This window comes from Serpens gallinarum (genome assembly GCF_014836765.1).
GTDB classification, from domain to species: Bacteria; Pseudomonadota; Gammaproteobacteria; order Pseudomonadales; family Pseudomonadaceae; genus Serpens; species Serpens gallinarum.
Window position 1 is genome coordinate 667037 of the sequence record NZ_JACSQG010000001.1, and the last position, 18544, is coordinate 685580.

The following is an 18544-nucleotide window of genomic DNA, read 5'->3' on the forward strand; positions in this document are numbered from 1 at the left end:
TAAAAAAGTCCCGTTGCGATATTTTCCCAAGAAAGAGCGTGAGCGACGTTGAAATCTAAATCACTCAGCGGACGTAACTGTCTTGGTTTTTGCGTAGCAACACTTAAACCAGATGTTTTTCGAGCGTCTGAATAGCCGCGCTCTCAGAAACTGACTTTTTCAACAGAATCGGTCGATAGCGGCCTGTCCGTCTGCTCGATTTGAAAGCGCCGTAAGCGGCCTAGAACACGTTTCGAGGCCGCTTCCGAGAGGAGCGTTAGCCATCAAGCACTGATCAGGGCTTGGCTAGATAACCGGGCAGTTCCTCTATCCGCTTAATCCAACCTTCAATGTGGCTGTACGGTCTTAGATCCACATCGCCTTCCGGGGCTAGCGCGACGTAAGGGTAGACCGCGCAATCCGCAATCGGGGGCCGACCAATCGCAAGCCAGTCATTTCGCTCTAGGTGTTTTCGGTCGATGGGGTTTAGCAGAGGCTGAAGTTATGCCGCGCTGGGCAGGCGAAAAGCAGATACAACGACTAAGGCCACCTTCGGGTGGCCTTTTAGCGTTTGGGGGTAATACTTCTCTGCTCAGGTGGGCGTGTTGCTGGTGGCGCGAGCCGCAGGGAGGTGTGAAGTGAACAAGCTATCAATTGTGGGTGCCGGTTTGGTGGGTGAGGCGGCGGCTCTGATCATTGCCCGGGAAGAGCTTTGTCGTGAACTGATGTTGATTGATGTGCAGGGTGAATTGGCACAGGGCAAGGCGCTGGATGTCTGGCAGGCGGCAGTTGAGTCAGGTTCTGATACCAGGGTTTACGGCGGGTCCAACGCCGAAATGCTGCAGGATTCTGACCTGGTGGTCATTACGGCGGGTGTGCCCCGCAAGCCTGGGCAGTCGCGTCAGGATGTGTTGAGTATCAATCTGCCAATTCTCGATACCATCATGCGGGATATTAATCGTCATGCCCCGGAGGCGACGGTGTTGGTGGTGTCGAACCCGGTCGACGTGCTGACTTATCGGGCCTGGAGTCTCAGTGGACAGGGGCGCGACAGGGTGTTCGGTCAGGCAGGGGTGCTGGATACGGCGCGCATGAAGTGTTTCATTGCCGAGGAGACAGGGTTTTCCGCTCGGGATATCACGGCGTTGGTGCTGGGAGGGCACGGCGATAGCATGGTGCCGCTGATGCGATACTGCGCGGTCGGTTCGGTGCCGTTGTCTCACTTCCTGTCCAGTCAGCAGATTGAGCGGATTGTGGAGCGCACACGTCAGGGGGGCGGCGAGATTCTGGGATTGAAGAAGGTGGGGAGCGCCTGCGATGCGCCGGGCGTGGCCATTGCGCAGATGGTGGATGCTATCGCCAATGGGCGAAACCGCATTTTGCCGGCGGTCGCGATTCTCGAGGGCGAGTACGGGCGAACAGGGATTGCCATGGGTGTCCCCTGTGTGCTGGCAGACAAGGGGATTGTGCGCGTGATCGAGTTGCCTCTGGATGCACAGGAGCAGGTGATGTTCGACCACTCTGCAGATCAGGTGGTGCGTGATATTGCTGAAATGAATGCATTGTGAGCGGGGGTATGCGAGGGGCTTTGGGGCGCAACGAGATTCGTCTCCCGGGAAGAAGAGTAACTGAGGTCTAGCCGAAGCGCCCAAACGGACCCCAGTAAACAGCACGAAGACCGCAGCCAGGGTTATCACCCCGCCGATTTGCTCGGCCACTCGCATGGCGATGGGCGAGGTCACTGATTTCGGCGTCAGCTCATCAGCATCATGCGCTCAACGCCAGGCCAAGCCAGCGCCACGCCCAGCGCGGTGGCAAAGGCGCCGGCCCAGAGTGAACAGCGTCGGCAAGAGGCTGCGAAGAAGCATATTAACGGGGCGTAGAGGCCGCGGATGTAGGAATTAACTGCTCGGCTACAACGCTGAGATTGTTCAGCAGATCTGCGGAATCCTTCTCGATCCGCTTGTGCAAAAAGATGCGGTTGGCCAGGCGACCGAATAGGTGAGAGAAACGGTACTCCAGCGTGCGAGTGAATCGAGTTTTCGTCGAAATCGTACTGCATTCGTAGGTCATAAACATGACCAGGCCGTATCTCCCGCGCGCCCGCGCTTTCCAGCGCTGTCCTGGAACGTATTCGATGACATCCCAGATTAGATGGCCGGCGCGGCCGCCTGTGTATGCAAAATGGGCTCCGGCAGAGAGGACACCGCTGGGGCCTTTGATAGACACCGGATAGTGATGCCATTCGTGCCAACGTGTCGGAACGGCCAGATAGCTCAGCACCCGTTCTTGCGAACGGTTGATATCGATATGGTGCTGCATGGAGATCATCTTGTTGCCTTCTTCATACCCCTCTTTTTCCCAGTAGAGCGTCCCGTATATCCAGTCCCAGAGTGGAAACACGATGTTGAAATTGAATGTATGCATCAAGTCGCGAGCGTGGTGCAGTTCGTGTAACCGCCGCATATGGCGGACCCATGGCAGCTTCGAGAGGGGGTGTTGTTCTGGAAGGTGTTCGCAAGCATGCAATGTTTCGTAGGCGAGATAGCCGAGCAGCAGCGTTCCGCTAAAAAGGGCTGCCACATTGATATTCCAATGGCTCAGCACCCAATAACTCGCCAGGGTGACCGCTGCAAACACGACTATCAGCCAGGCCGGGAACAAAATAACCCGCCAATCTCTGGCGCCTTCATAGCTCATCTGTCCGTAAGTGAAGAAGCTGTGGTGATCGCCGGTATGGCGTTGATAAAACATCTTGCTGAAACGACGTTTGACGTGGCCCAGATTTTTATGAATTTTGTACTCACCCCAGTTTTGAAGAAGTAGTGCCACCGGCACCGCCAGCCACTCCCAGGACTTGATGCCCTCGGTCCGACTCCAAAGAAATGCGATGCAAAGCGCGCCGAACAGAAAAACAAAGCCGCCATGCAGCCAGGCGCTGTAGCGGGGATTGATGCTCGCGCGATACCGCGCACGAAAGCCGGTCGTATCGAACTGCATATCCGTATCCATCCAGTCGAGGAATTGACAGGACAATATTGCACGAAGCATTATTTTTCTAATGGATATTAAGAAAGAGATTTATTCGTGATTACGAATTTGCGTCAGATCGATTTGAACCTGCTCCTGGTGTTTGACGCACTGATGCAGGAGCAAAACCTCTCACGAGCTGCCGTGCGGTTGCACCTGAGCCAATCAACCGTTAGCAACGCTCTGGCTCGCTTGCGCAATCAACTCGGTGAGCCGCTGTTCCAGCGCACCTCACGAGGGATGGTGCCTACCCCGCAGGCGCACGCCATCTATGGGCCGGTTCGCCAAGCGTTGCATTTGCTGCGTATCGGACTGGGGCCGCAGGAAGAGATTGATGTCGAAAGCGATTTAACCTTTCGGGTGTCGATGAATGACTATGCGCAGGCGGTGTTTCTGCCAGGTGTACTTTCGAGGTTGCATGCCGTAGCGCCGCGGTTGGTGCTTTCTGTGCACTCGGACGATGCGGACATTTTGGTCAAGCGCCTGGGGACCGGCGAGTTGGATCTGGCGATCGACTATTTGCACTTCGACGACGACGAATTGAGATACGAGCCATTACGTGAGGAAGAGCTCGTGGTTATTGCCAGTTCGAATCACCGCGAGATCGAGGGGCAATTGACCCTATCGCAATACCAGAACTCCTATCACGTCTCGGTTCATCCCCGTGCCGGCCGTGGCTCACCCCTGGAGATCGTTCTGGGCTCTGCCAAGGTTCAACGAAAGGTGCAGCTATTCGTTCCTCATTATCTGGCGATCCCATCAGTTGTCTCGCAAACTCATTTGCTGGGAACCGTGCCCAAACCACTCGCCGAGCACTTTGCGCGACAGTACTCCTTGCAAGTTTTTCCCTTCCCGTTGGCCATGTCGCCCGTTCAGGTCAGCCTGATCTGGCACAGGCAGCAAGATGCATCCGTCGGACTTAAGTGGTTGCGAAAGCAGCTCTCCGCGATAACAAACCCCGAATGAATCTGAGGGCAACGTTTGCTTTTGGCTAGTTCACTTTCCCGATACTCCACTTGAAAATCAGTGGCTTGCCCTCGATGGCGGTGAGCTCGACATTAGCAGTCACTTCCATCTCAATCGGCGTAGCGGGCGACGTGGCTGACATGGACATGGATGCCCACCGTGCGCTGCGCCGTCGAGAGGAACGGGTGCAGCCCCTCAACGAAGGATTCGCTGTGGGTGAGTCCCACTGACAGGGGCACTCATAATTGTCCAATCCTCATGTTGATGGGCCAAGTGATCGAGTGCCGGATCGCGCGGTCACCCCATAGCTCGGCGAGGTCTGTGGCGAAGCGATGAAGGACTTCCTCTCGCCCGGATTCCTTGGCGCTGCGCACCGCCGACCAGGTGGAGACATAGCCGAGGAACTCTTCGAGGCACCACTCGAGGTGAATGGCGATCGAGGGGCCTTCCAATTCGGTAAAGGGAAAATCGAGGGTTGCGTAGCCGCTGTCCACCAGCTTGCGTTCGGCGGGCCAGTACGGGCCGATCTCGTGGCAGTAGAACTGCTCGAAGCGAGCCCCCAGCGGGCCGCCCAGGCACAGCACGCCATAACTGATCAGCGCCAGAATCGCATTCGGTACCGCCACCCGGCGGGCCTCGCTATAAAACTTGGGCAGGTCGAACCAGTGCGCAGCCTGTGCGGCAGTAATCAGGCTGGCACAGCGGCCTGGAAGCGGCAGGGCTTCCGCCGGTGCACTGTCGTAGCTCACGTTTTCCTGCGGCACGGCGTGGGTGATCTGATCCCCACTGGGATCGAGCCCGACCACCGTGCTGAAATGCGCGGCGAGGTGTTTGGTCAGTTGACCGTTACCGCACCCGACATCGACCGCGAGCCTCCTGTCAGGGGCCACCGAGGCCAGGTAGGCCGCCAGCTCCGGCGGGTACTCCGGCCTGAAGCGCGCGTAGGCCTGCCCACCCTGCTCAAACCAGTTTTTCAGTGTTGTGGCGGAGCTATTCATCGTTGGTGCCTCCCGCTGCGAGGTTCTGCTTGATATGAGTCAGCCGCTGCGAGAAACCTTGTCGCTCCAACGCTCTGGCCGTGTCCTTCAGCACAGAGCGCAGCGGGTAGCCGATTTCTTCTTCAAGCTGCTCGATGACGTTGAAGGTCGCGGTCCAGTGCGAGCTCAGCTTCGCCATCAGTTCCTTTCCGACCGGTGTCAGCTGGATAACGCTCTTGCGAGCATCCTCGCCGCGCTGGCGGGAAATCACTCCGTCAGCTTCCATGTGGCCGACTGTCTGGCTGATGGCGCTCTGGGTCAGATGGGTACATGTGGTGATCTCCGTAACCGTCTGCGCGCCCGAACGGATGGCTCGCAGCACAGGGGTATAGCGTGCCCGGTAGTTCAGGCCCATCTGCTGGTAATGCTCCTCGGCCCCGAACTCCACCAACTCCGATACATAACGCAGCAGTTCGCCCAGGCCGGGCTCGTTGTTTCTGTTCATGGCGGCGCCTCCGACAGTTGGGAGTTAATTACATTAGCTGTAATGTACTTTGCAAGTCGTCCCGCCTTCCAGGATCGGCCCCGCTAAGGCGGAGAGTGGAGTGCGCCAAAATGACAGGTCGGCCGATTAAGTGTTTGGACCTGCCGAGGGCTCAACATCAAGGGGATGTGCGATGGCAGCGAGCCGGCAGGCGTTTGATGCGGGCGATAGCTGATCGATATTGAAGTAAATGAGGCGCCACAGCCTGACGCGGCGCTGTCAGCGCAGCCTGATCCTCGTTGCATTTCAATTTGCGAACGAACTTTCCCAGCCTGGGGTTGAAGACCGCGTTGGTCAGGAAGCGACATGCTCTGTAACGCTCAAGGCAAGTTGCGCGGCTAGAATCGAGATCAGTCCCGTGGAGATTCAAGATGATCAATAAAAATACGGTCTGTCTCTGGTACGACGGCACTGCGTTGGATGCTGCGACGTTCTACGCCGAGACGTTTCCGGATAGCGCGGTGGGTGCTGTCCATTGCGCCCCTGGCGATTATCCCGCAGGCAAGCAGGGTGATGTTCTGACTGTCGAATTCACGGTCATGGGCATCCCTTGCCTCGGGCTGAACGGAGGGGCGATGTTCAAGCACAGCGAGGCTTTCTCGTTCCAGGTTGCGACCAACGACCAAGCCGAGACGGACCGCTTGTGGAGCGCGATTGTTGGAAACGGTGGCCAGGAAAGCGCATGCGGTTGGTGCAAGGACAAATGGGGCCTGTCGTGGCAGATCACTCCGCGCGTTCTGACGGCCGCGATTACCAACCCTGATCGAGCGGCCGCCAAGCGCGCGTTCGAAGCGATGATGGGTATGCAAAAGATCGATATCGCTGCAATCGAAGCTGCACTGAAGGGTTAAGCAGCGGCCTTACCGTAAACAGCCATACGGCTTGGCCTGCACTCGCTCACACAAAACGCCGCCCAGTCATTCATCAATGCCGGCGCTTCTCCAGCAGATCGGAGCGCGAGTAAGCGGCTTCGGTCTGGTTGCGCTCAAGGCCAGTTCACAGACTTCACGCGGATAGTGGGTGAACTCGTTGGGCCGAGTGGGTCGGTGCCTGGGATCAGCATTCCGCATCGCTCAGTGGCGAGTTTGCGGGCCTCGGCGAGAGAAATGATGGGTAGGGCCCCAACCGCATTTCCCGTCTCCCTCGTGCTCGGAAGCCGGCTTTGCTTATCTGCAGATACAGGCCGTTGCCACCACCAATGATCTTCCCGAAATAGACGCCCCTTGGAGTGAGGGGAACACCAGGTGAGTGCTACGTTTGGAGAGACCTTGGTCGGAAGGGCAAGCTAAGCTGTCAGTTCGAGAGCGCTCTTTCTCGGAGTCTTTATGAAAAAGCCTATTGTTCCCCTCGTAGCTTCACTCCTTTCTGTGTGTTGTCTTTATGCGACTGCCCAGACAGTGTCACCACTAAAAGGGCAGTCTCAGGAAACCATGCAGCAAGACATGAGTGCCTGCCAGACTCAAGCAGGCACTACGAGCAGCGCGAGCACAGACAGCTCCCAGTCTGGAGGACGCGCCCGAGGGGCTGCGAAGGGCGCGGTAGCCGGTGCCGTGGTCAACGATGTGCGCGCAAGTCAGAATTCGAATGCCTATGACCGGCTGGATTCGGATACCAAACAGGAATACCGCCAGAGTCAGTCCAAGGATGCCGCAAAAACAGGCATGGTCGTAGGTGGATCCCGGCAGCGCCAGGATCGCCGAAACACACGGCAGGACAGTGCTGCCAATGCATCCGCCTACAGTACGTGCCTGCAGCAACGTGGCTATCAGGTCACTCCCTGAATCTGCAAGTCAAGTTTTAAACACCGACATCAGGGTCGAGAAATCCTTGCCTGCGAGCAAGCCGGCAGCAAAGCAATGTACGACGAGTCGGTTTAACGCAGGAGAGCACCATGGCTCAACAAGCGACTGACAGCGGCGCTGCTGCAGTATTAGCGAACTTGAACGCGCTGTTGCCTGATCTGGAATCCCTGTACAAGGACGTTCATGCCCACCCCGAGTTATCGATGCAGGAGACGCGCACCGCGGGCATCGCTGCCGAGCGGTTGCGTGCGGCCGGGTACGAAGTCACCACCGGGGTGGGTGGCACCGGTGTCGTGGGACTGCTGCGCAATGGCAGCGGGGCGACAGTGATGCTGCGGGCGGACATGGATGCGCTGCCGATTGCCGAGAGCACCGGGCTGGATTACGCCAGCCAGGTCACTAGCCAGGATGCCGAGGGCAATACGGTGCCGGTGGGGCATATGTGCGGTCACGATATCCACGTCGCCTGGCTGATCGGTGCCGCCAGCCTGCTGGCTCAGGCTCGCAATGCCTGGCAGGGAACACTGATGGTGGTATTCCAGCCGGGCGAGGAGACGGCGGAAGGTGCGCAGGCCATGCTCGATGACGGTCTGCTCGAACGCTTCCCGGCCCCGGATGTGGTGCTGGGCCAGCACGTCATGGTCGGTCCTGCCGGCAGTGTGGCGGGCAGCGCCGGACCGATTACCTCGGCGGCGGACAGCCTGCAGATCCGCTTGTTCGGGCGTGGCGCCCATGGTTCGATGCCCCAGGCGAGTGTCGACCCCATCGTCATGGCGGCATCCGTCGTTCTGCGTCTGCAGACCATCGTTTCCCGGGAAGTGGCTGCCACCGATGCGGCGGTGGTCACGGTGGGTGTGCTGCAAGCGGGTACCAAGGAAAACGTCATCCCGGATGAGGCCATCATCAAGCTCAACGTGCGTACCTTCGATCCCGGCGTGCGTGAGCATGTGCTGGCTGCGATTGAGCGCATCGTTAATGCCGAGGCCGAGGCATCGGGAGCGCCGCGCAAACCGGAGATCACGCCGCTCGATCGCTACCCGCTGAACGTCAATGACGAAACCGCCAGCAACCGTATCGCCGAGGCGTTTCGTTGCCATTTCTCCACGGAGCGGGTCAGCCATACCGGGCCGGCACCGGCGAGCGAGGATTTTGGCTGCTTCGGCACAGCCTGGCAGGCACCCTCCGTGTACTGGTTCGTTGGCGGTACCGATCCACAGACCTGGGCCAGCGCAAAGGCAGAAGGCCGGCTGAATCAACTGCCGGTCAATCACAGCCCGGCATTCGCGCCGGTGTTGCACCCCACCCTGGCAACGGGAACCGAGGCAATGGTGGTCGGCGCCCTGGCCTGGCTGGGCCGACATGACCACGATTGAAACCTTCGTGCGTGTGCTGGACCTGGGCGGCACCTTCGTGTTCGCCATCAGCGGCGCGCTGCTTGCGGTCAATCGTCGGCTGGATCTCTTCGGTATCCTGGTGCTGTCGTTCGTGGCCGGCAACTTCGGCGGAATCGTCCGGGATGTACTGATCGGCGCAGTACCGCCGGCCGCACTGAGCGATGGGCGCTATCTGCTGGTATCGGTGTTGGCCGGGCTCATCACCTTCTTCCTGTACTCCGGCGTTGACCGGCTTCGCAGTCCGGTGGCGCTGTTTGACGCGGCTGGCCTGTCATTCTTTGCTGTGGCCGGCGCACAGAAAGCCATCGAATTCGGCCTCAGCCCGGTCATGGCCGCGCTGCTGGGTATGCTGACCGGTATTGGCGGTGGCATTACCCGCGACATCCTGGTCGCCGAAGTTCCCCAGGTGCTGCGCTCCGACCTGTACGCGGTTGCCGCCCTGGCCGGTGCCGGCATCGTCGTCAGCGGCGACCAGCTAGGCCTGCCTTACGGCATCTCCGCCCTGGCCGGAGGGCTACTGTGCTTTGGCCTGCGGTTCATGGCGATTCGCTACGGCTGGCATTTGCCCGTTGCGCACTTGTCTGCGCAGGGGAGGGCCGGGGTGGAGGGGCGAAAGGATGGGGGTGACAACTAGCATTACAGCCGGTAAGCGACCTACGGAACCCGCGAGGAGTATGTTTGAATCGCCCCTGGTTTGTAGGTACATCCGAGCGGCTGCTCCTGGCCGATGTCTGCCTCTCGTTAATGGCTGCTTTGGGTCCGGTTGTTGTCGGTCATGAATGACCGAAACCGATCCCAAGGGTAAGCAGCGGGTTTACCGCAATCAGCCCTGCGGCTTCAAATTCGTCTTGCGTGGCAAAGCGCACCATCTGCGCACGGGCGCCGGTGAGGATAAGCAGGCGGGTGGCAGTGGCAGCAGTTCCTCGCGCTGGGCGAGGGTGTTCATGAGGGCAGGCACATCCTTGCCAGCGCATGGCCGGGAAGTGTTGCCGCTGACGAGCCTTGCGCTTCTGCGCCTTGCGCAAGAGGTGTTTAGGTGGCCACGCCAGCGGGCGGGGTTTTCGCCTTCGCGGAGGCCTCGCACCTGTAAGGCATCGAGCACCTTTTCGATCTGATCGACCACGGCCAACTTAAAAGTCAGGGAGTAATCACGCTGGGTCCGCTTAACACCTTGATCCATCGAGACCTCCAGATTCTCGAGAGAAAGGTGTAAACCTATTCAGGACGGGACAAAGGACTAAACAAAGCCGGCTTGTGGCCGGCTTCGTTTAGGCTTTAAACAGCTCTGGAATGAGGGTTATGAAATGGGTCTTCGTGTTGACCCACACCCAGACTCTGAGAGAAGTCAAAGTTGAGCCTGATGTCCCTGACCGCTATGGCCAAGAGCGGACGTCTACCTTAATCGTTATGGGCCTTACACCAATCTCCCCGGTAGGCTTAGAAATGACCAAGACGCAATGGCAAAGGCGAATCCATGCGGACGTTGCGGCGCTTATCATTGCTCTTGGTATAGCGTACCTGAACGAAACCCTGCTACTGCAGGGTTTGCTCTTTAAGCCTTCACCAATCGAAGCTCGGCAACACGTTTCGGTCCTAACGCGGTACCACCTATGCCCGATATAGCCACCGGTGCCATACCAAAAAGTATCGGGTTCAGATCATTCACCGATACGCAGAGTTCGTTTGCAATAGCACCCAGCGACTTCCCCTGATCCCTGGCATACCCTAAGACCTTCTGCAGCACCTGGGAGGTTTCCCGAGGGGACGGATCAGGCTCAGTCGTCCTGGCTCCCATCGATGCCAAATCAATACAGAAGCTTCGGTAGACCCATTCGGTGAGGATCCCTGTTTTATGCAAGCGATACGCTAAAGCCATAGCGGAGACGTTCCAGATCTTTTTCATCCGAATAACGTCCTTCACTGATCGGCAGTTCCACCCTTGGGCCAGAATGCTTTGCTTGGGCATAAGGAATGCTGATGCGAAGGCGTTCGCCTCGTTCTCGACTTCCTTGCCTTTGTTGCTGCCATGTCGATGGAGGACCAAGTGGCCTAGCTCATGGGCTGCGTCAAACCGGCTGGCTTCGGCGGATTTCTGGGTGTTTAAGAAAACGAAAGGGGTTACACCCCGGCGCCAACAGGAAAACGCATTGACCTGGCTTGTTTCTTCCGCCAAGGAAAACACCCGAACCCCTTTGAGCTCGAGAAGGTGCACCAAATTCTTTATGGGTAACTGGCCCATGCCCCATTCCGCACGGACCGATTCTGCGGCGGCCTCTGGGTCCATACCCGAGCAGTCAGGTACGGACGCAATGGGTAACTGAAATTTCGCATCAATCCAATCGCTAAGCATGTAGGCGATTCCGCCCGCAGCGAGTGCTGAAAATTTCTGACCTGACGTCATTCGCGAAAACGAGCGGAAGCTGGCGTTCTCATCAGTAGGCGCGTCTATATCTGCTCCGGTAAAGAAAGCAAGCGGAAAGTTAAGAGCTTGGGCAATGCAGCTCAGGCTCTCGTTGGATGGAGTCAAGTCGCCGTTCTCGTATAAAGAGATCGTCTTGCCACTCAATGATGTGGCATCAGCAAGCGACTTCTTGGTCCATCCACGGCGCTGGCGCGCGAGCACTAGTCGGGCCGGATTGAAATCGCTGGTTTCATTCATAATTTCGGTGTGACTGGAATATCGATATCTGGACCTGTTTCGGGTCCGGTTAGGTCGGGAGCGTCCAGACTGAGCGGCGGCATGATAAAGCGCGGGTTCCAATCGTCAACCTTGCCGTTCTCGCCGATGTTGATAGGCCGAGACAGTTCGTAATGTACGGTCCGATTTTCGACATCGACATGGAAAAGAAGAATCCACAACGTCTGCTCCGCCTGAGCATTTTCTGTGAACACCTGGCGCGACTTCCTCTCTATCGGAAAGAGGTCGGCTTGCCTGACGTTGTAATGCACACTTTTCGTTGTCCGGTTTCCGCGCTTATTCCGCGTTAACGGCTTGCCATAGGGATTGCCTGTATCCGCGTCACCGCAGGCGACAGTCACCGCATGCTTCCCATTGGGAGACACCACCCGCGGCTGATTGCTGGGGTCCGCAAGCTTCCATGCTTTAGGCAGCATCTGCTGACGCAGGGCCTCGGTCCCAAAGATCCATGCCAAGGTACCGTCCGACCCTTTGGGTTGGAGTGGTCCAGCAGAAGCCGCAGAGCGATAGCACTGTAGGGCTACTGCTCGAAGGTCTTCCGGACTGATGCCTAGGAGCTGTTTAATAGCTTCTTCAGGGGAAAGGTCTGCGACGGAAATGTTAGGGGAGCGTGGCGGCATTTGACTGATACTCTTGTCGGGGTTCCGCTTATGGTACATCATTTGATGTCAAAAAAAGAGAACCCTTCAGAGCTTTCATCAGGGCACGTTGGCAACTGGATCCATCCCGAACTTACCGATCCCAGCGACTTGCTATGCATTGGCCACGACCGCAACCGAGCATTCACCACTGAGATGTTGGACAATCCCACCCATAAAGCTATGTGAGGCCCAAGAAGGCCGTTGATACGCCATGGGGTCAGATCGCATAGGGAGTCGCATATAGGGACGCTGGCTATGCTCCATCGATTAGTGGAACCAGCTCATAAGCAACAGCACCAATTTATACTGGATCGTTTGGTTGGTGTATGGCTTACGCTGGGCGAGTTCATGGGCGATGGCGACTACGGCGATGTGATCGCTGATCGCCGAGTGGGAGTCAGGGTCGAGATCAGTGAAGGCCAGGACCGCTATGTTTGTCCGGCATGCGAGAAACCGATGATCTTAGCGTCCCATCGCATCCAGAACCGAACCAAGGAACGCTTTTACTTCAAGCATCTGTTCGATGACGGCTCATGTTCGGGCGTTGCTGGATTAGGCGAGAAGGCTATTGCGGCGTTGCGCTTCGGTCAGACGAAGGAAAGCGTTGAGCATCAGCGGTTCAAGTTCAGGCTCCTCGAAAGTCTTGAGTTAGACCCCTCCTTTACTAACACCATGGCTGAGCGGCGCTGGGTGGATGAGGATGGGGTGAAGTGGCGGCAACCTGATGTCCAAGCTCACTGCAACGGGCAGCGGATCGCCTTTGAAGCTCAGCTCTCGACTACGTTCCTGCACGTGATAGTGGAGCGGATGGTGTTTTATCGGCGAAATGGAGGAAGGCTGCTCTGGCTCTTCCGTGACCTCGACGTTAGCCATTTTCGGCTCGCGGAAGAAGACATCTTTTACTCAAACAATCGGAACGCATTTCGGGTAACCGAAAAGACAGTAGAGCTTTCTCGCGCAGGCAAGCACTTCGTGCTTGAGTGCGTATGGCATGTACCCACCCTTACACGAGGGGGTGTCTCGGACAAGCTGGCTCACGGGATTGTTAGATTTGACCAGCTAACGTTTGACGTTAGCCGAGGTGGCGTGCCGCGCACTTACTTCTACGACTACGAGGGCGCTAGGCTACAAGCAGAGCACCGCCTTGCAGAGCGGGCGCAGACTGAGCGTGATCAGGAGCTGCGGCAAGCGTTTGAAAATTTTTATCTTCCTTTTTTGAATGGTGAGCTGAATAGCGATCAGGTTGAGACCGAATGGCCCGAATTGCTCAGCCGATTTCGCTCAAGAGGGCTGGGGTTACCAGCATGGCCGGACAATCCTAAAGGACCATTCCATTATCTTTTAGCAGCGTATTCGGCGCGTGCTGGTGTGCCTATTGGCACTGACCATGAAGACTTGGTGAAGTTGGCTCACTACCTTGTCGATAAGCGCAAGCACACGCTCTGGATTTTCAGGCTGATGCTCGAAGCCTATGACCAGAAAGAGGTCATGCGCCGATATGACACTACCGGGCGGTGGCTGTCAAAGGTGAAGCAATACCGCGATGCCTTCAGGCGGGGAGATTCCCACTATATGCCAAATAGAGGGTTCGATGACCTTCTCTGTTTTTTATTTCCAGAGATAAGCGACAAGCTTGTTCAGGCGCCGGGAACTTTCCTAGGCTCGGCGAGAACCTAGAGTTTTGAATAGTCCCATTAGTGATGCCTTCGTATGTCTCATTGTGTGAGTGCCATATATGGCTGGATCAAGGCCAATGGCTTTCACCCAATCTTTGACGATACGAGCGTATTGACGAGCGGATAGATGGCCTGAGGTATGCAGCAGGCTCGGAAAAAGGCAGTCCTCGCTGCGGAGCTGGGCCTGATGTATCCAGGCCGTGAGAGCAGAGCGTGTTTGCTCAGTGATCTCTAGCTGTACTGGCCGCTGCGTTTTTTGCTGCATCACCGTGGACCGTGATGACAAGTGCTCCCCATGGGCAATGTCGCGCACACGACCTACGTCGACCTTCCCTTTAGGAACCTTGATGGATACGCAAACCCTCTACGTCATCGGCAACGGCTTCGATCTCCACCATGGTCTGCCTACCCAGTACAAACATTTCAAAGACTTCCTGCATATGGTTGATCGGCAGGTGTTCAACTGGGTAGATACCTATATTCCTGCGGGTGAAGATTGGTCTGACCTAGAGCTTGCTCTGGCCGATATGGACACAGAAAGAGTCGTCACTGATCTGGCAGACTTCCTCGCGTCATACTCCGACGAGGATTGGAGCGACGCGGGACATCATGTATTTCAGTATGAAGTAGATCGGGTCGCCACCGGATTATCGAGAACGCTGCAATCACGATTCGGTGAATGGATCAGATCCATCGTAGTTCCTGACTGCAGTCCAACCCATCAGCTACTGGGTACGTTGGAGAGCAACACCCAATACCTTACCTTCAACTACACCAGCACGCTGAGTAAGCTGTATGACATCCCTGCAAAGAGTATCTTACATATACATGGTAAAGGCGATGAGCATGGCTCTGAACTGATTATGGGCCATGCCTGGACTCGAGATGAGCGTACATCGCTTCAGAATGGCCTCGACGGAGAATCAGCAGACCATCGGATAATGGAGGCGCTCAGCAGATTGGATGACTACTTCGAGCAGACCTTTAAGCCAAGCGGGCAGATTATCAAGCTCAACGCGGGCTTTTTTTCCAACCTGCGGTCAGTCACTCATGTAACTGTGCTTGGCCACTCCCTTTCGGCGGTGGATAAAGCTTATTTCCTAGCGATTGTCGAGGCGCTGGAGGGGCGACCTGTAATCTGGACAGTGGCGGTCAGATCGCATGATGAAGATCCTCACAAAATTCAGTGCATCAATGATTTGGGAGTACCCAGAGAGCTGATCCACTGCGAACTGTGGTCGGAGCTATAGCGAACGTGGTGAGGTGCCTGCCTGGCCGTTTAAGTGCTAAGCCAGGTCGCGCACCCCTTAGTCAATCCTCGCGCATGAATTTTTCATAAGAATAAGCGTGATAGGAGCACAGCCCGCCATTGTCTTGGTCTTCTTGCCCCAGGCCCTCTTCGCACATCTCGCATTCAGTATATTCGAGCTCAGCGGAACACCACAGGCAGGACTGCTCATGGATAAGGAACGTTCCCCGGCCGCATTGGTTGCAGTTCTCAACGCTGGGCTCACCACCGTCGCGAGGGTCGTAACTATGGGCTTTCTCCAGCGCGTCGACCATGAGCGGGGCTATCAAGGCTGTGTGTCCACAGGCGATACAGGTGGCCTTAAAACGGTCATCGTTGTATTCAACGGTATCACCTGCGTCCAAGTTTTCTTGCGCAGGCGCTAACAAAGTCGAACTGCATTTCGAGCACTTACATTCTTTCAGCCAAGGCTTCATTCCTTCCGGCGGGCAAGCTTCGGACCAGGCCTCTTCGCATCGTTTAGTAATATCTACAAAGAAGTTGTGATGCAACAGCATGAGTTGCCATGCATCCCCGAGAATTGTTGCTGGTGACTCTCCCAGCTCCGTCTGAATGAAATCCCGTAGTACTGGGAACAGCTCCGCCACGAAATCGGCGACCTCACCTAGCGTGTGAGCGGGATGTAGGTGCTCCAGATGGTTGCGGCACGCTTGTAGCTTCTCGATCACACCCCAGTCGACATCAATCTCAAAAGTTTCGAAGCGCTTTTGGATCGTTCCAACATCGATTGTGGTGGGCTTGAACTTGCCCACCGGTACCCATTCAATACCTCCATCGCCATTTGAATGAGGCAAGATCTCTGGTGGATTGAAGATCAGAGCCGCAGCATCAGCGGGGTCATTGACACACGCAGCGATTTTGTACTTGAACAGGAGCAGTACTCCTGCGAAGAGATTTCGAATAGCCGAGAGCGCCCGCGCTGGATCGCCCTCTTGATGCCTGCAGCGCTCGAAGTCCTCAACGCCTAACCGAATGGAGGTAAGTGCGTTCTCGCGGAGCTTGGCGGCATCAAGTCCCGGCATCGGAAATTTGGGAGCCATATGATAATTATCTTTGCTTCAGATGGTTCGGCAGATATTACAGTGAATAGCTCGCAATTCCCTAGAGGACGCTTAGTCCCGTAGTGAGACCCACAAGGAGGAGCACGTTACCAGCGTTACCAGCATCACCAATGTCTGGCCGGCAGGAGACATCGCCAATGGCGAGGTTGCGCTGACATTCGCGCTCTAGACGCCGACTGGATTGGATACGGTTGAGGTAGCCGTAGATGTAGATCTTAAGCAGCACTGCGGGGTGATAGGACGGTCGCCCAGTGGCGGCGGGTGTCACGCCGTCGAATTCTAGGGCCGCAAGGTTCGAGTTGCTCGACGAAAGCTTCGACCACTCGAACCGGATTATCTTCGACAACGAAGTCATCCAGGCACTCGGGCAGCAAACTGCCTTGTGTTCGACTCGTCTCGTCGATGAATCGCTTCATACGTGGCCCCCGCTGACGTTGCTTCGGCAACTCTAGGCGAGGCCAGCGTTTTCACACAGCCTGGGCGAATGCGGGCATTCAAACTCTGGCCTAAGGAGATTTGCCTGCGATAACTTCTGCCAATCCCGCTCCTTCCCCAGCCGCTTCACAATCAGCCGCACCGTCAGCCCGTAGTAGTACCGGCTGTGCGGCGCATGCTTGGCCAAGTGTTCTCGCATTAACCACTGCAGGTGCTTGAGCTGCCAGCGCCACGGATTGTCGCGTTGCCAGCGTTGCTGGATTGCCACCTGGATGAGGCGTGCCTGGTTGATGTGCCGGCGCCGGGTGGCGTGGGCGCCCTTGAGCACGGCGGTCAGGAACAGCTCCATGTCGTAGGACGGTTTCATACTTTTGCTCCCTGACGGCCGAGGCTGCCGATGTAGGCGGCGACCACGCAAACGCGGTTGTGGCCGAGTTCGTGGCTGATCTGCTCGCGTGCACTGCGGTCGAGTGTGCGATCTAGGCAACGGCCGCCGTTGACCGGTGCTGCATGCCCGGTGAGTTGTTGGTAGCGTTCGCAGGCGTAGGCGGCGCGCAGGTCGTGGAAGCCTTTCAGGCCATGGGCGCGCAAGAGTGCGCGGGCCGGGCGAATCTGCTGTTGGAGGAGCTGCACGTAGCTTTGCTCGGGCGATAGCAGATTGCGGCTGCCTTTGGGCGATACCGCTGCGGCCTGGCGCAGGGCGTCTTGCACACCGGGCGTAGGCTCTACCCAGCGCGGTACCCGGGCGCCGCGACGGCCGCCCTTGGTGCCGTCTAGAATGTTGATGCGACCCAGTTTGGTGGCTTCGCGTTGCAGGCGCGGCAGGTCGCCGAGGATGGTTTCGCGCAAGCGCATGCCGGTTTCCCGGGCCAGGCGCGCGGCGACGCGATCCAGTCGTTGCTGGCTCAAGGCGTCGACAAGGCCTTCGACCTGGTTGCGCTGCTGGCCGGGCAGGGCGGCTTGGCGAACCGAATTGCGGTACAGGTCTAGCGCCTGGCTGGGGCTGGATACGCGCACCCGGCGGTCGCCGCGCAGCGCTTCCAGGGTGCGGTTAACAGTGGACAACCGGTTCTGCGCGGTGGCGATGCTCAGGTTGCCCAGGCCGACCTGTTCGCGCAGGTACTGGGCGTAGTTGTCCAGCAGGGGGCGGTCGATCAGCCGCGCGTCATTGATGTCGGGGCCGGCGGGTGAGCGGCACCACTGCACGAACATCTGCCAGCGTTCCGCATGCGTTTTGACTGTGGCATAGCGACCTGCGCCGAACAGCTCGTGCAGCGCCTGCGGGCCGGCATGGCTCAGTTGCCGGCCATAGCCGAAGTTGCGTCCGTCCTTGTTGCCTACTCGTGGCATAGCCACCTCCGCTCCGATTCGTTGATTCCTTTCCCCCACGCCTTCCGACTCGGCTGTTGAGTGTTATCAGGGAGGCAAGGCCCCTGCGCCTGTGGGGTGTCCGCTAACGCGGGACGGGCGGCTCGGTACGGCCCTGAGCACGGGCGATAACCCAACGATCTGGCCTCCTGAACTGCCCGAAGGCAGCGGCGGTGGAGGCTGTGCCGGCTGACGAGGCCGGCGGCGCGAGCGGTTGGGCGGGAGCAGTCGCGGCATTCGCCTGGGTGCCAGCCTGAGGTCGGTCAGGTGCTCCAAATGGCGGAGCGTTGGCATCCAGTGGCGAGCGCTGCGGAGTGGCAAAACGGCGGTTGTCAGCCGAGTTGTCACGGGGTGGAGGCGTGGCAAGCCGTGTATGGCGTGGGCTTCGGAGGTGTTTTACGTGTCCGTCTCTGGGTGCGAGCACTTCAGAGACGGACTGGGAGTTATGTCCTGCCAAGGACCGGCGGGGGACAGAGGGGCACCGAATTAACAGGCGCAGTAGTAAAAAGTGGCATCCATCGCCGAATGGGTACGGCGACCGTGCGCGCTGCCAGACGCTGTGCGCACTTGGGTCGAACCACCGCCTGGGCGGCGTAGCCTTGAAGGTTCTGGCTACCGGGGTGTCTGTCACAAACGGCTCATGTGGCGGAGACGATGGCGAAGG

General features: G+C 57.7%; 17 protein-coding genes and 5 pseudogenes. 8 read left to right on the top strand and 14 right to left on the bottom strand.

Annotated elements, in window-relative coordinates:
- Positions 1-274 precede the first annotated feature (274 nt).
- Positions 275-448 (bottom strand): annotated as a pseudogene (locus tag H9642_RS03080) (glutathione binding-like protein); the annotation flags it as partial.
- Positions 449-617: 169 nt separating this feature from the next.
- Between H9642_RS03080 and H9642_RS03085 the strand changes: the two are divergent.
- Positions 618-1547: a malate dehydrogenase gene (locus tag H9642_RS03085; protein ID WP_251834933.1), complete on the top strand. Its 930-nt coding sequence runs from the start codon at positions 618-620 to the stop codon at positions 1545-1547.
- A gap of 54 nt (positions 1548-1601) precedes the next feature.
- Here H9642_RS03085 and H9642_RS03090 read toward each other — a convergent pair.
- Positions 1602-1873 (bottom strand): annotated as a pseudogene (locus H9642_RS03090) (LrgB family protein); the annotation flags it as partial.
- On the bottom strand, positions 1849-2979 hold the full coding sequence (locus H9642_RS03095; RefSeq protein WP_251834934.1) for an SRPBCC family protein: 1131 nt from the start codon (positions 2977-2979) through the stop codon (positions 1849-1851). The pseudogene H9642_RS03090 and the gene H9642_RS03095, both read right to left, overlap by 25 nt.
- Before the next feature lie 87 nt (positions 2980-3066).
- Between H9642_RS03095 and bsrA the strand changes: the two genes are divergently transcribed.
- Positions 3067-3975 carry a LysR family transcriptional regulator BsrA gene (gene bsrA / locus H9642_RS03100; protein ID WP_251834935.1) on the top strand — a complete coding sequence of 303 codons (909 nt, stop codon included), beginning with the start codon at positions 3067-3069 and terminating at the stop codon, positions 3973-3975.
- A gap of 110 nt (positions 3976-4085) precedes the next feature.
- Here the strand turns inward: bsrA and H9642_RS18305 are convergent, their stop codons facing one another.
- Genes H9642_RS18305 through H9642_RS03110 form a run of 3 tightly spaced genes read right to left on the bottom strand, consistent with a single transcriptional unit; the run spans position 4086 to position 5457 of the window.
- Positions 4086-4214 carry a hypothetical protein gene (locus tag H9642_RS18305; RefSeq protein ID WP_286010173.1) on the bottom strand — a complete coding sequence of 43 codons (129 nt, stop codon included), beginning with the start codon at positions 4212-4214 and terminating at the stop codon, positions 4086-4088.
- A complete protein-coding gene (locus tag H9642_RS03105; RefSeq protein ID WP_251834936.1) occupies positions 4215-4973 on the bottom strand; it encodes a class I SAM-dependent methyltransferase in 759 nt (252 codons plus the stop codon).
- Complete coding sequence (locus tag H9642_RS03110) at positions 4966-5457, bottom strand: MarR family winged helix-turn-helix transcriptional regulator (RefSeq protein ID WP_251834937.1); 492 nt, start codon at positions 5455-5457, stop codon at positions 4966-4968. The genes H9642_RS03105 and H9642_RS03110 overlap by 8 nt, the downstream gene beginning before the upstream one ends.
- 410 nt (positions 5458-5867) lie before the next feature.
- On the opposite strand from H9642_RS03110, the gene H9642_RS03115 reads away from it, so the two are divergent.
- Positions 5868-6347, top strand: coding sequence for a VOC family protein (locus tag H9642_RS03115; protein ID WP_251834938.1), 480 nt, complete (start codon positions 5868-5870; stop codon positions 6345-6347).
- Here H9642_RS03115 and H9642_RS03120 read toward each other — a convergent pair.
- A pseudogene (locus H9642_RS03120) lies at positions 6344-6527 on the bottom strand (hypothetical protein); the annotation flags it as partial. The gene H9642_RS03115 and the pseudogene H9642_RS03120 overlap by 4 nt on opposite strands.
- 294 nt (positions 6528-6821) lie before the next feature.
- Between H9642_RS03120 and H9642_RS03125 the strand changes: the two are divergent.
- From H9642_RS03125 to H9642_RS03135, 3 genes are all read left to right on the top strand, one after another.
- Complete coding sequence (locus H9642_RS03125) at positions 6822-7277, top strand: hypothetical protein (protein WP_251834939.1); 456 nt, start codon at positions 6822-6824, stop codon at positions 7275-7277.
- Positions 7278-7387: 110 nt separating this feature from the next.
- The gene (locus tag H9642_RS03130) at positions 7388-8671 is read left to right on the top strand and encodes a M20 family metallopeptidase (RefSeq protein WP_251834940.1); all 1284 of its coding nucleotides are present in this window, start codon (positions 7388-7390) and stop codon (positions 8669-8671) included.
- Complete coding sequence (locus H9642_RS03135; protein ID WP_251834941.1) at positions 8658-9326, top strand: trimeric intracellular cation channel family protein; 669 nt, start codon at positions 8658-8660, stop codon at positions 9324-9326. The genes H9642_RS03130 and H9642_RS03135 overlap by 14 nt, the downstream gene beginning before the upstream one ends.
- A 918-nt stretch (positions 9327-10244) precedes the next feature.
- Here H9642_RS03135 and H9642_RS03140 read toward each other — a convergent pair.
- Entirely contained in the window at positions 10245-11351 is a 1107-nt protein-coding gene (locus tag H9642_RS03140; protein WP_251834942.1) for a helix-turn-helix domain-containing protein, read from the bottom strand.
- The gene (locus H9642_RS03145; protein ID WP_251834943.1) at positions 11348-11845 is read right to left on the bottom strand and encodes a hypothetical protein; all 498 of its coding nucleotides are present in this window, start codon (positions 11843-11845) and stop codon (positions 11348-11350) included. The genes H9642_RS03140 and H9642_RS03145 overlap by 4 nt, the downstream gene beginning before the upstream one ends.
- A gap of 441 nt (positions 11846-12286) precedes the next feature.
- On the opposite strand from H9642_RS03145, the gene H9642_RS03150 reads away from it, so the two are divergent.
- A complete protein-coding gene (locus H9642_RS03150; RefSeq protein WP_251834944.1) occupies positions 12287-13708 on the top strand; it encodes a DUF6035 family protein in 1422 nt (473 codons plus the stop codon).
- Positions 13709-13723: 15 nt separating this feature from the next.
- Here H9642_RS03150 and H9642_RS03155 read toward each other — a convergent pair.
- A pseudogene (locus H9642_RS03155) lies at positions 13724-14023 on the bottom strand (tyrosine-type recombinase/integrase); the annotation flags it as partial.
- A gap of 31 nt (positions 14024-14054) precedes the next feature.
- On the opposite strand from H9642_RS03155, the gene H9642_RS03160 reads away from it, so the two are divergent.
- Positions 14055-14957: a bacteriophage abortive infection AbiH family protein gene (locus H9642_RS03160; protein WP_251834945.1), complete on the top strand. Its 903-nt coding sequence runs from the start codon at positions 14055-14057 to the stop codon at positions 14955-14957.
- 61 nt (positions 14958-15018) lie between these two features.
- Here the strand turns inward: H9642_RS03160 and H9642_RS03165 are convergent, their stop codons facing one another.
- From H9642_RS03165 to H9642_RS03180, 4 genes and pseudogenes are all read right to left on the bottom strand, one after another.
- Positions 15019-16056, bottom strand: a complete 1038-nt coding sequence (locus H9642_RS03165) for a hypothetical protein (protein ID WP_251834946.1) — start codon at positions 16054-16056, stop codon at positions 15019-15021.
- A gap of 157 nt (positions 16057-16213) precedes the next feature.
- A pseudogene (locus H9642_RS03170) lies at positions 16214-16493 on the bottom strand (transposase); the annotation flags it as partial.
- 32 nt (positions 16494-16525) lie between these two features.
- Positions 16526-16879, bottom strand: a complete 354-nt coding sequence (locus H9642_RS03175; protein ID WP_251834947.1) for a hypothetical protein — start codon at positions 16877-16879, stop codon at positions 16526-16528.
- Positions 16876-17862, bottom strand: coding sequence for an integrase domain-containing protein (locus tag H9642_RS03180; protein WP_251834948.1), 987 nt, complete (start codon positions 17860-17862; stop codon positions 16876-16878). The genes H9642_RS03175 and H9642_RS03180 overlap by 4 nt, the downstream gene beginning before the upstream one ends.
- Positions 17863-18544 lie beyond the last annotated feature (682 nt).

What these genes read in the sequence shown, in the direction of transcription:
- H9642_RS03165 (WP_251834946.1), bottom strand. Translation starts at nt 16,056, where the DNA reads ATGGCTCCCAAATTTCCGATGCCGGGACTTGATGCCGCCAAGCTCCGC.
- H9642_RS03160 (WP_251834945.1), top strand. Translation starts at nt 14,055, where the DNA reads ATGGATACGCAAACCCTCTACGTCATCGGCAACGGCTTCGATCTCCAC.
- H9642_RS03175 (WP_251834947.1), bottom strand. Translation starts at nt 16,879, where the DNA reads ATGAAACCGTCCTACGACATGGAGCTGTTCCTGACCGCCGTGCTCAAG.
- H9642_RS03110 (WP_251834937.1), bottom strand. Translation starts at nt 5,457, where the DNA reads ATGAACAGAAACAACGAGCCCGGCCTGGGCGAACTGCTGCGTTATGTA.
- H9642_RS03140 (WP_251834942.1), bottom strand. Translation starts at nt 11,351, where the DNA reads ATGAATGAAACCAGCGATTTCAATCCGGCCCGACTAGTGCTCGCGCGC.
- H9642_RS03150 (WP_251834944.1), top strand. Translation starts at nt 12,287, where the DNA reads ATGCTCCATCGATTAGTGGAACCAGCTCATAAGCAACAGCACCAATTT.
- H9642_RS03180 (WP_251834948.1), bottom strand. Translation starts at nt 17,862, where the DNA reads ATGCCACGAGTAGGCAACAAGGACGGACGCAACTTCGGCTATGGCCGG.
- H9642_RS03095 (WP_251834934.1), bottom strand. Translation starts at nt 2,979, where the DNA reads ATGCAGTTCGATACGACCGGCTTTCGTGCGCGGTATCGCGCGAGCATC.
- H9642_RS03115 (WP_251834938.1), top strand. Translation starts at nt 5,868, where the DNA reads ATGATCAATAAAAATACGGTCTGTCTCTGGTACGACGGCACTGCGTTG.
- H9642_RS03125 (WP_251834939.1), top strand. Translation starts at nt 6,822, where the DNA reads ATGAAAAAGCCTATTGTTCCCCTCGTAGCTTCACTCCTTTCTGTGTGT.
- H9642_RS03135 (WP_251834941.1), top strand. Translation starts at nt 8,658, where the DNA reads ATGACCACGATTGAAACCTTCGTGCGTGTGCTGGACCTGGGCGGCACC.
- H9642_RS03130 (WP_251834940.1), top strand. Translation starts at nt 7,388, where the DNA reads ATGGCTCAACAAGCGACTGACAGCGGCGCTGCTGCAGTATTAGCGAAC.
- H9642_RS03105 (WP_251834936.1), bottom strand. Translation starts at nt 4,973, where the DNA reads ATGAATAGCTCCGCCACAACACTGAAAAACTGGTTTGAGCAGGGTGGG.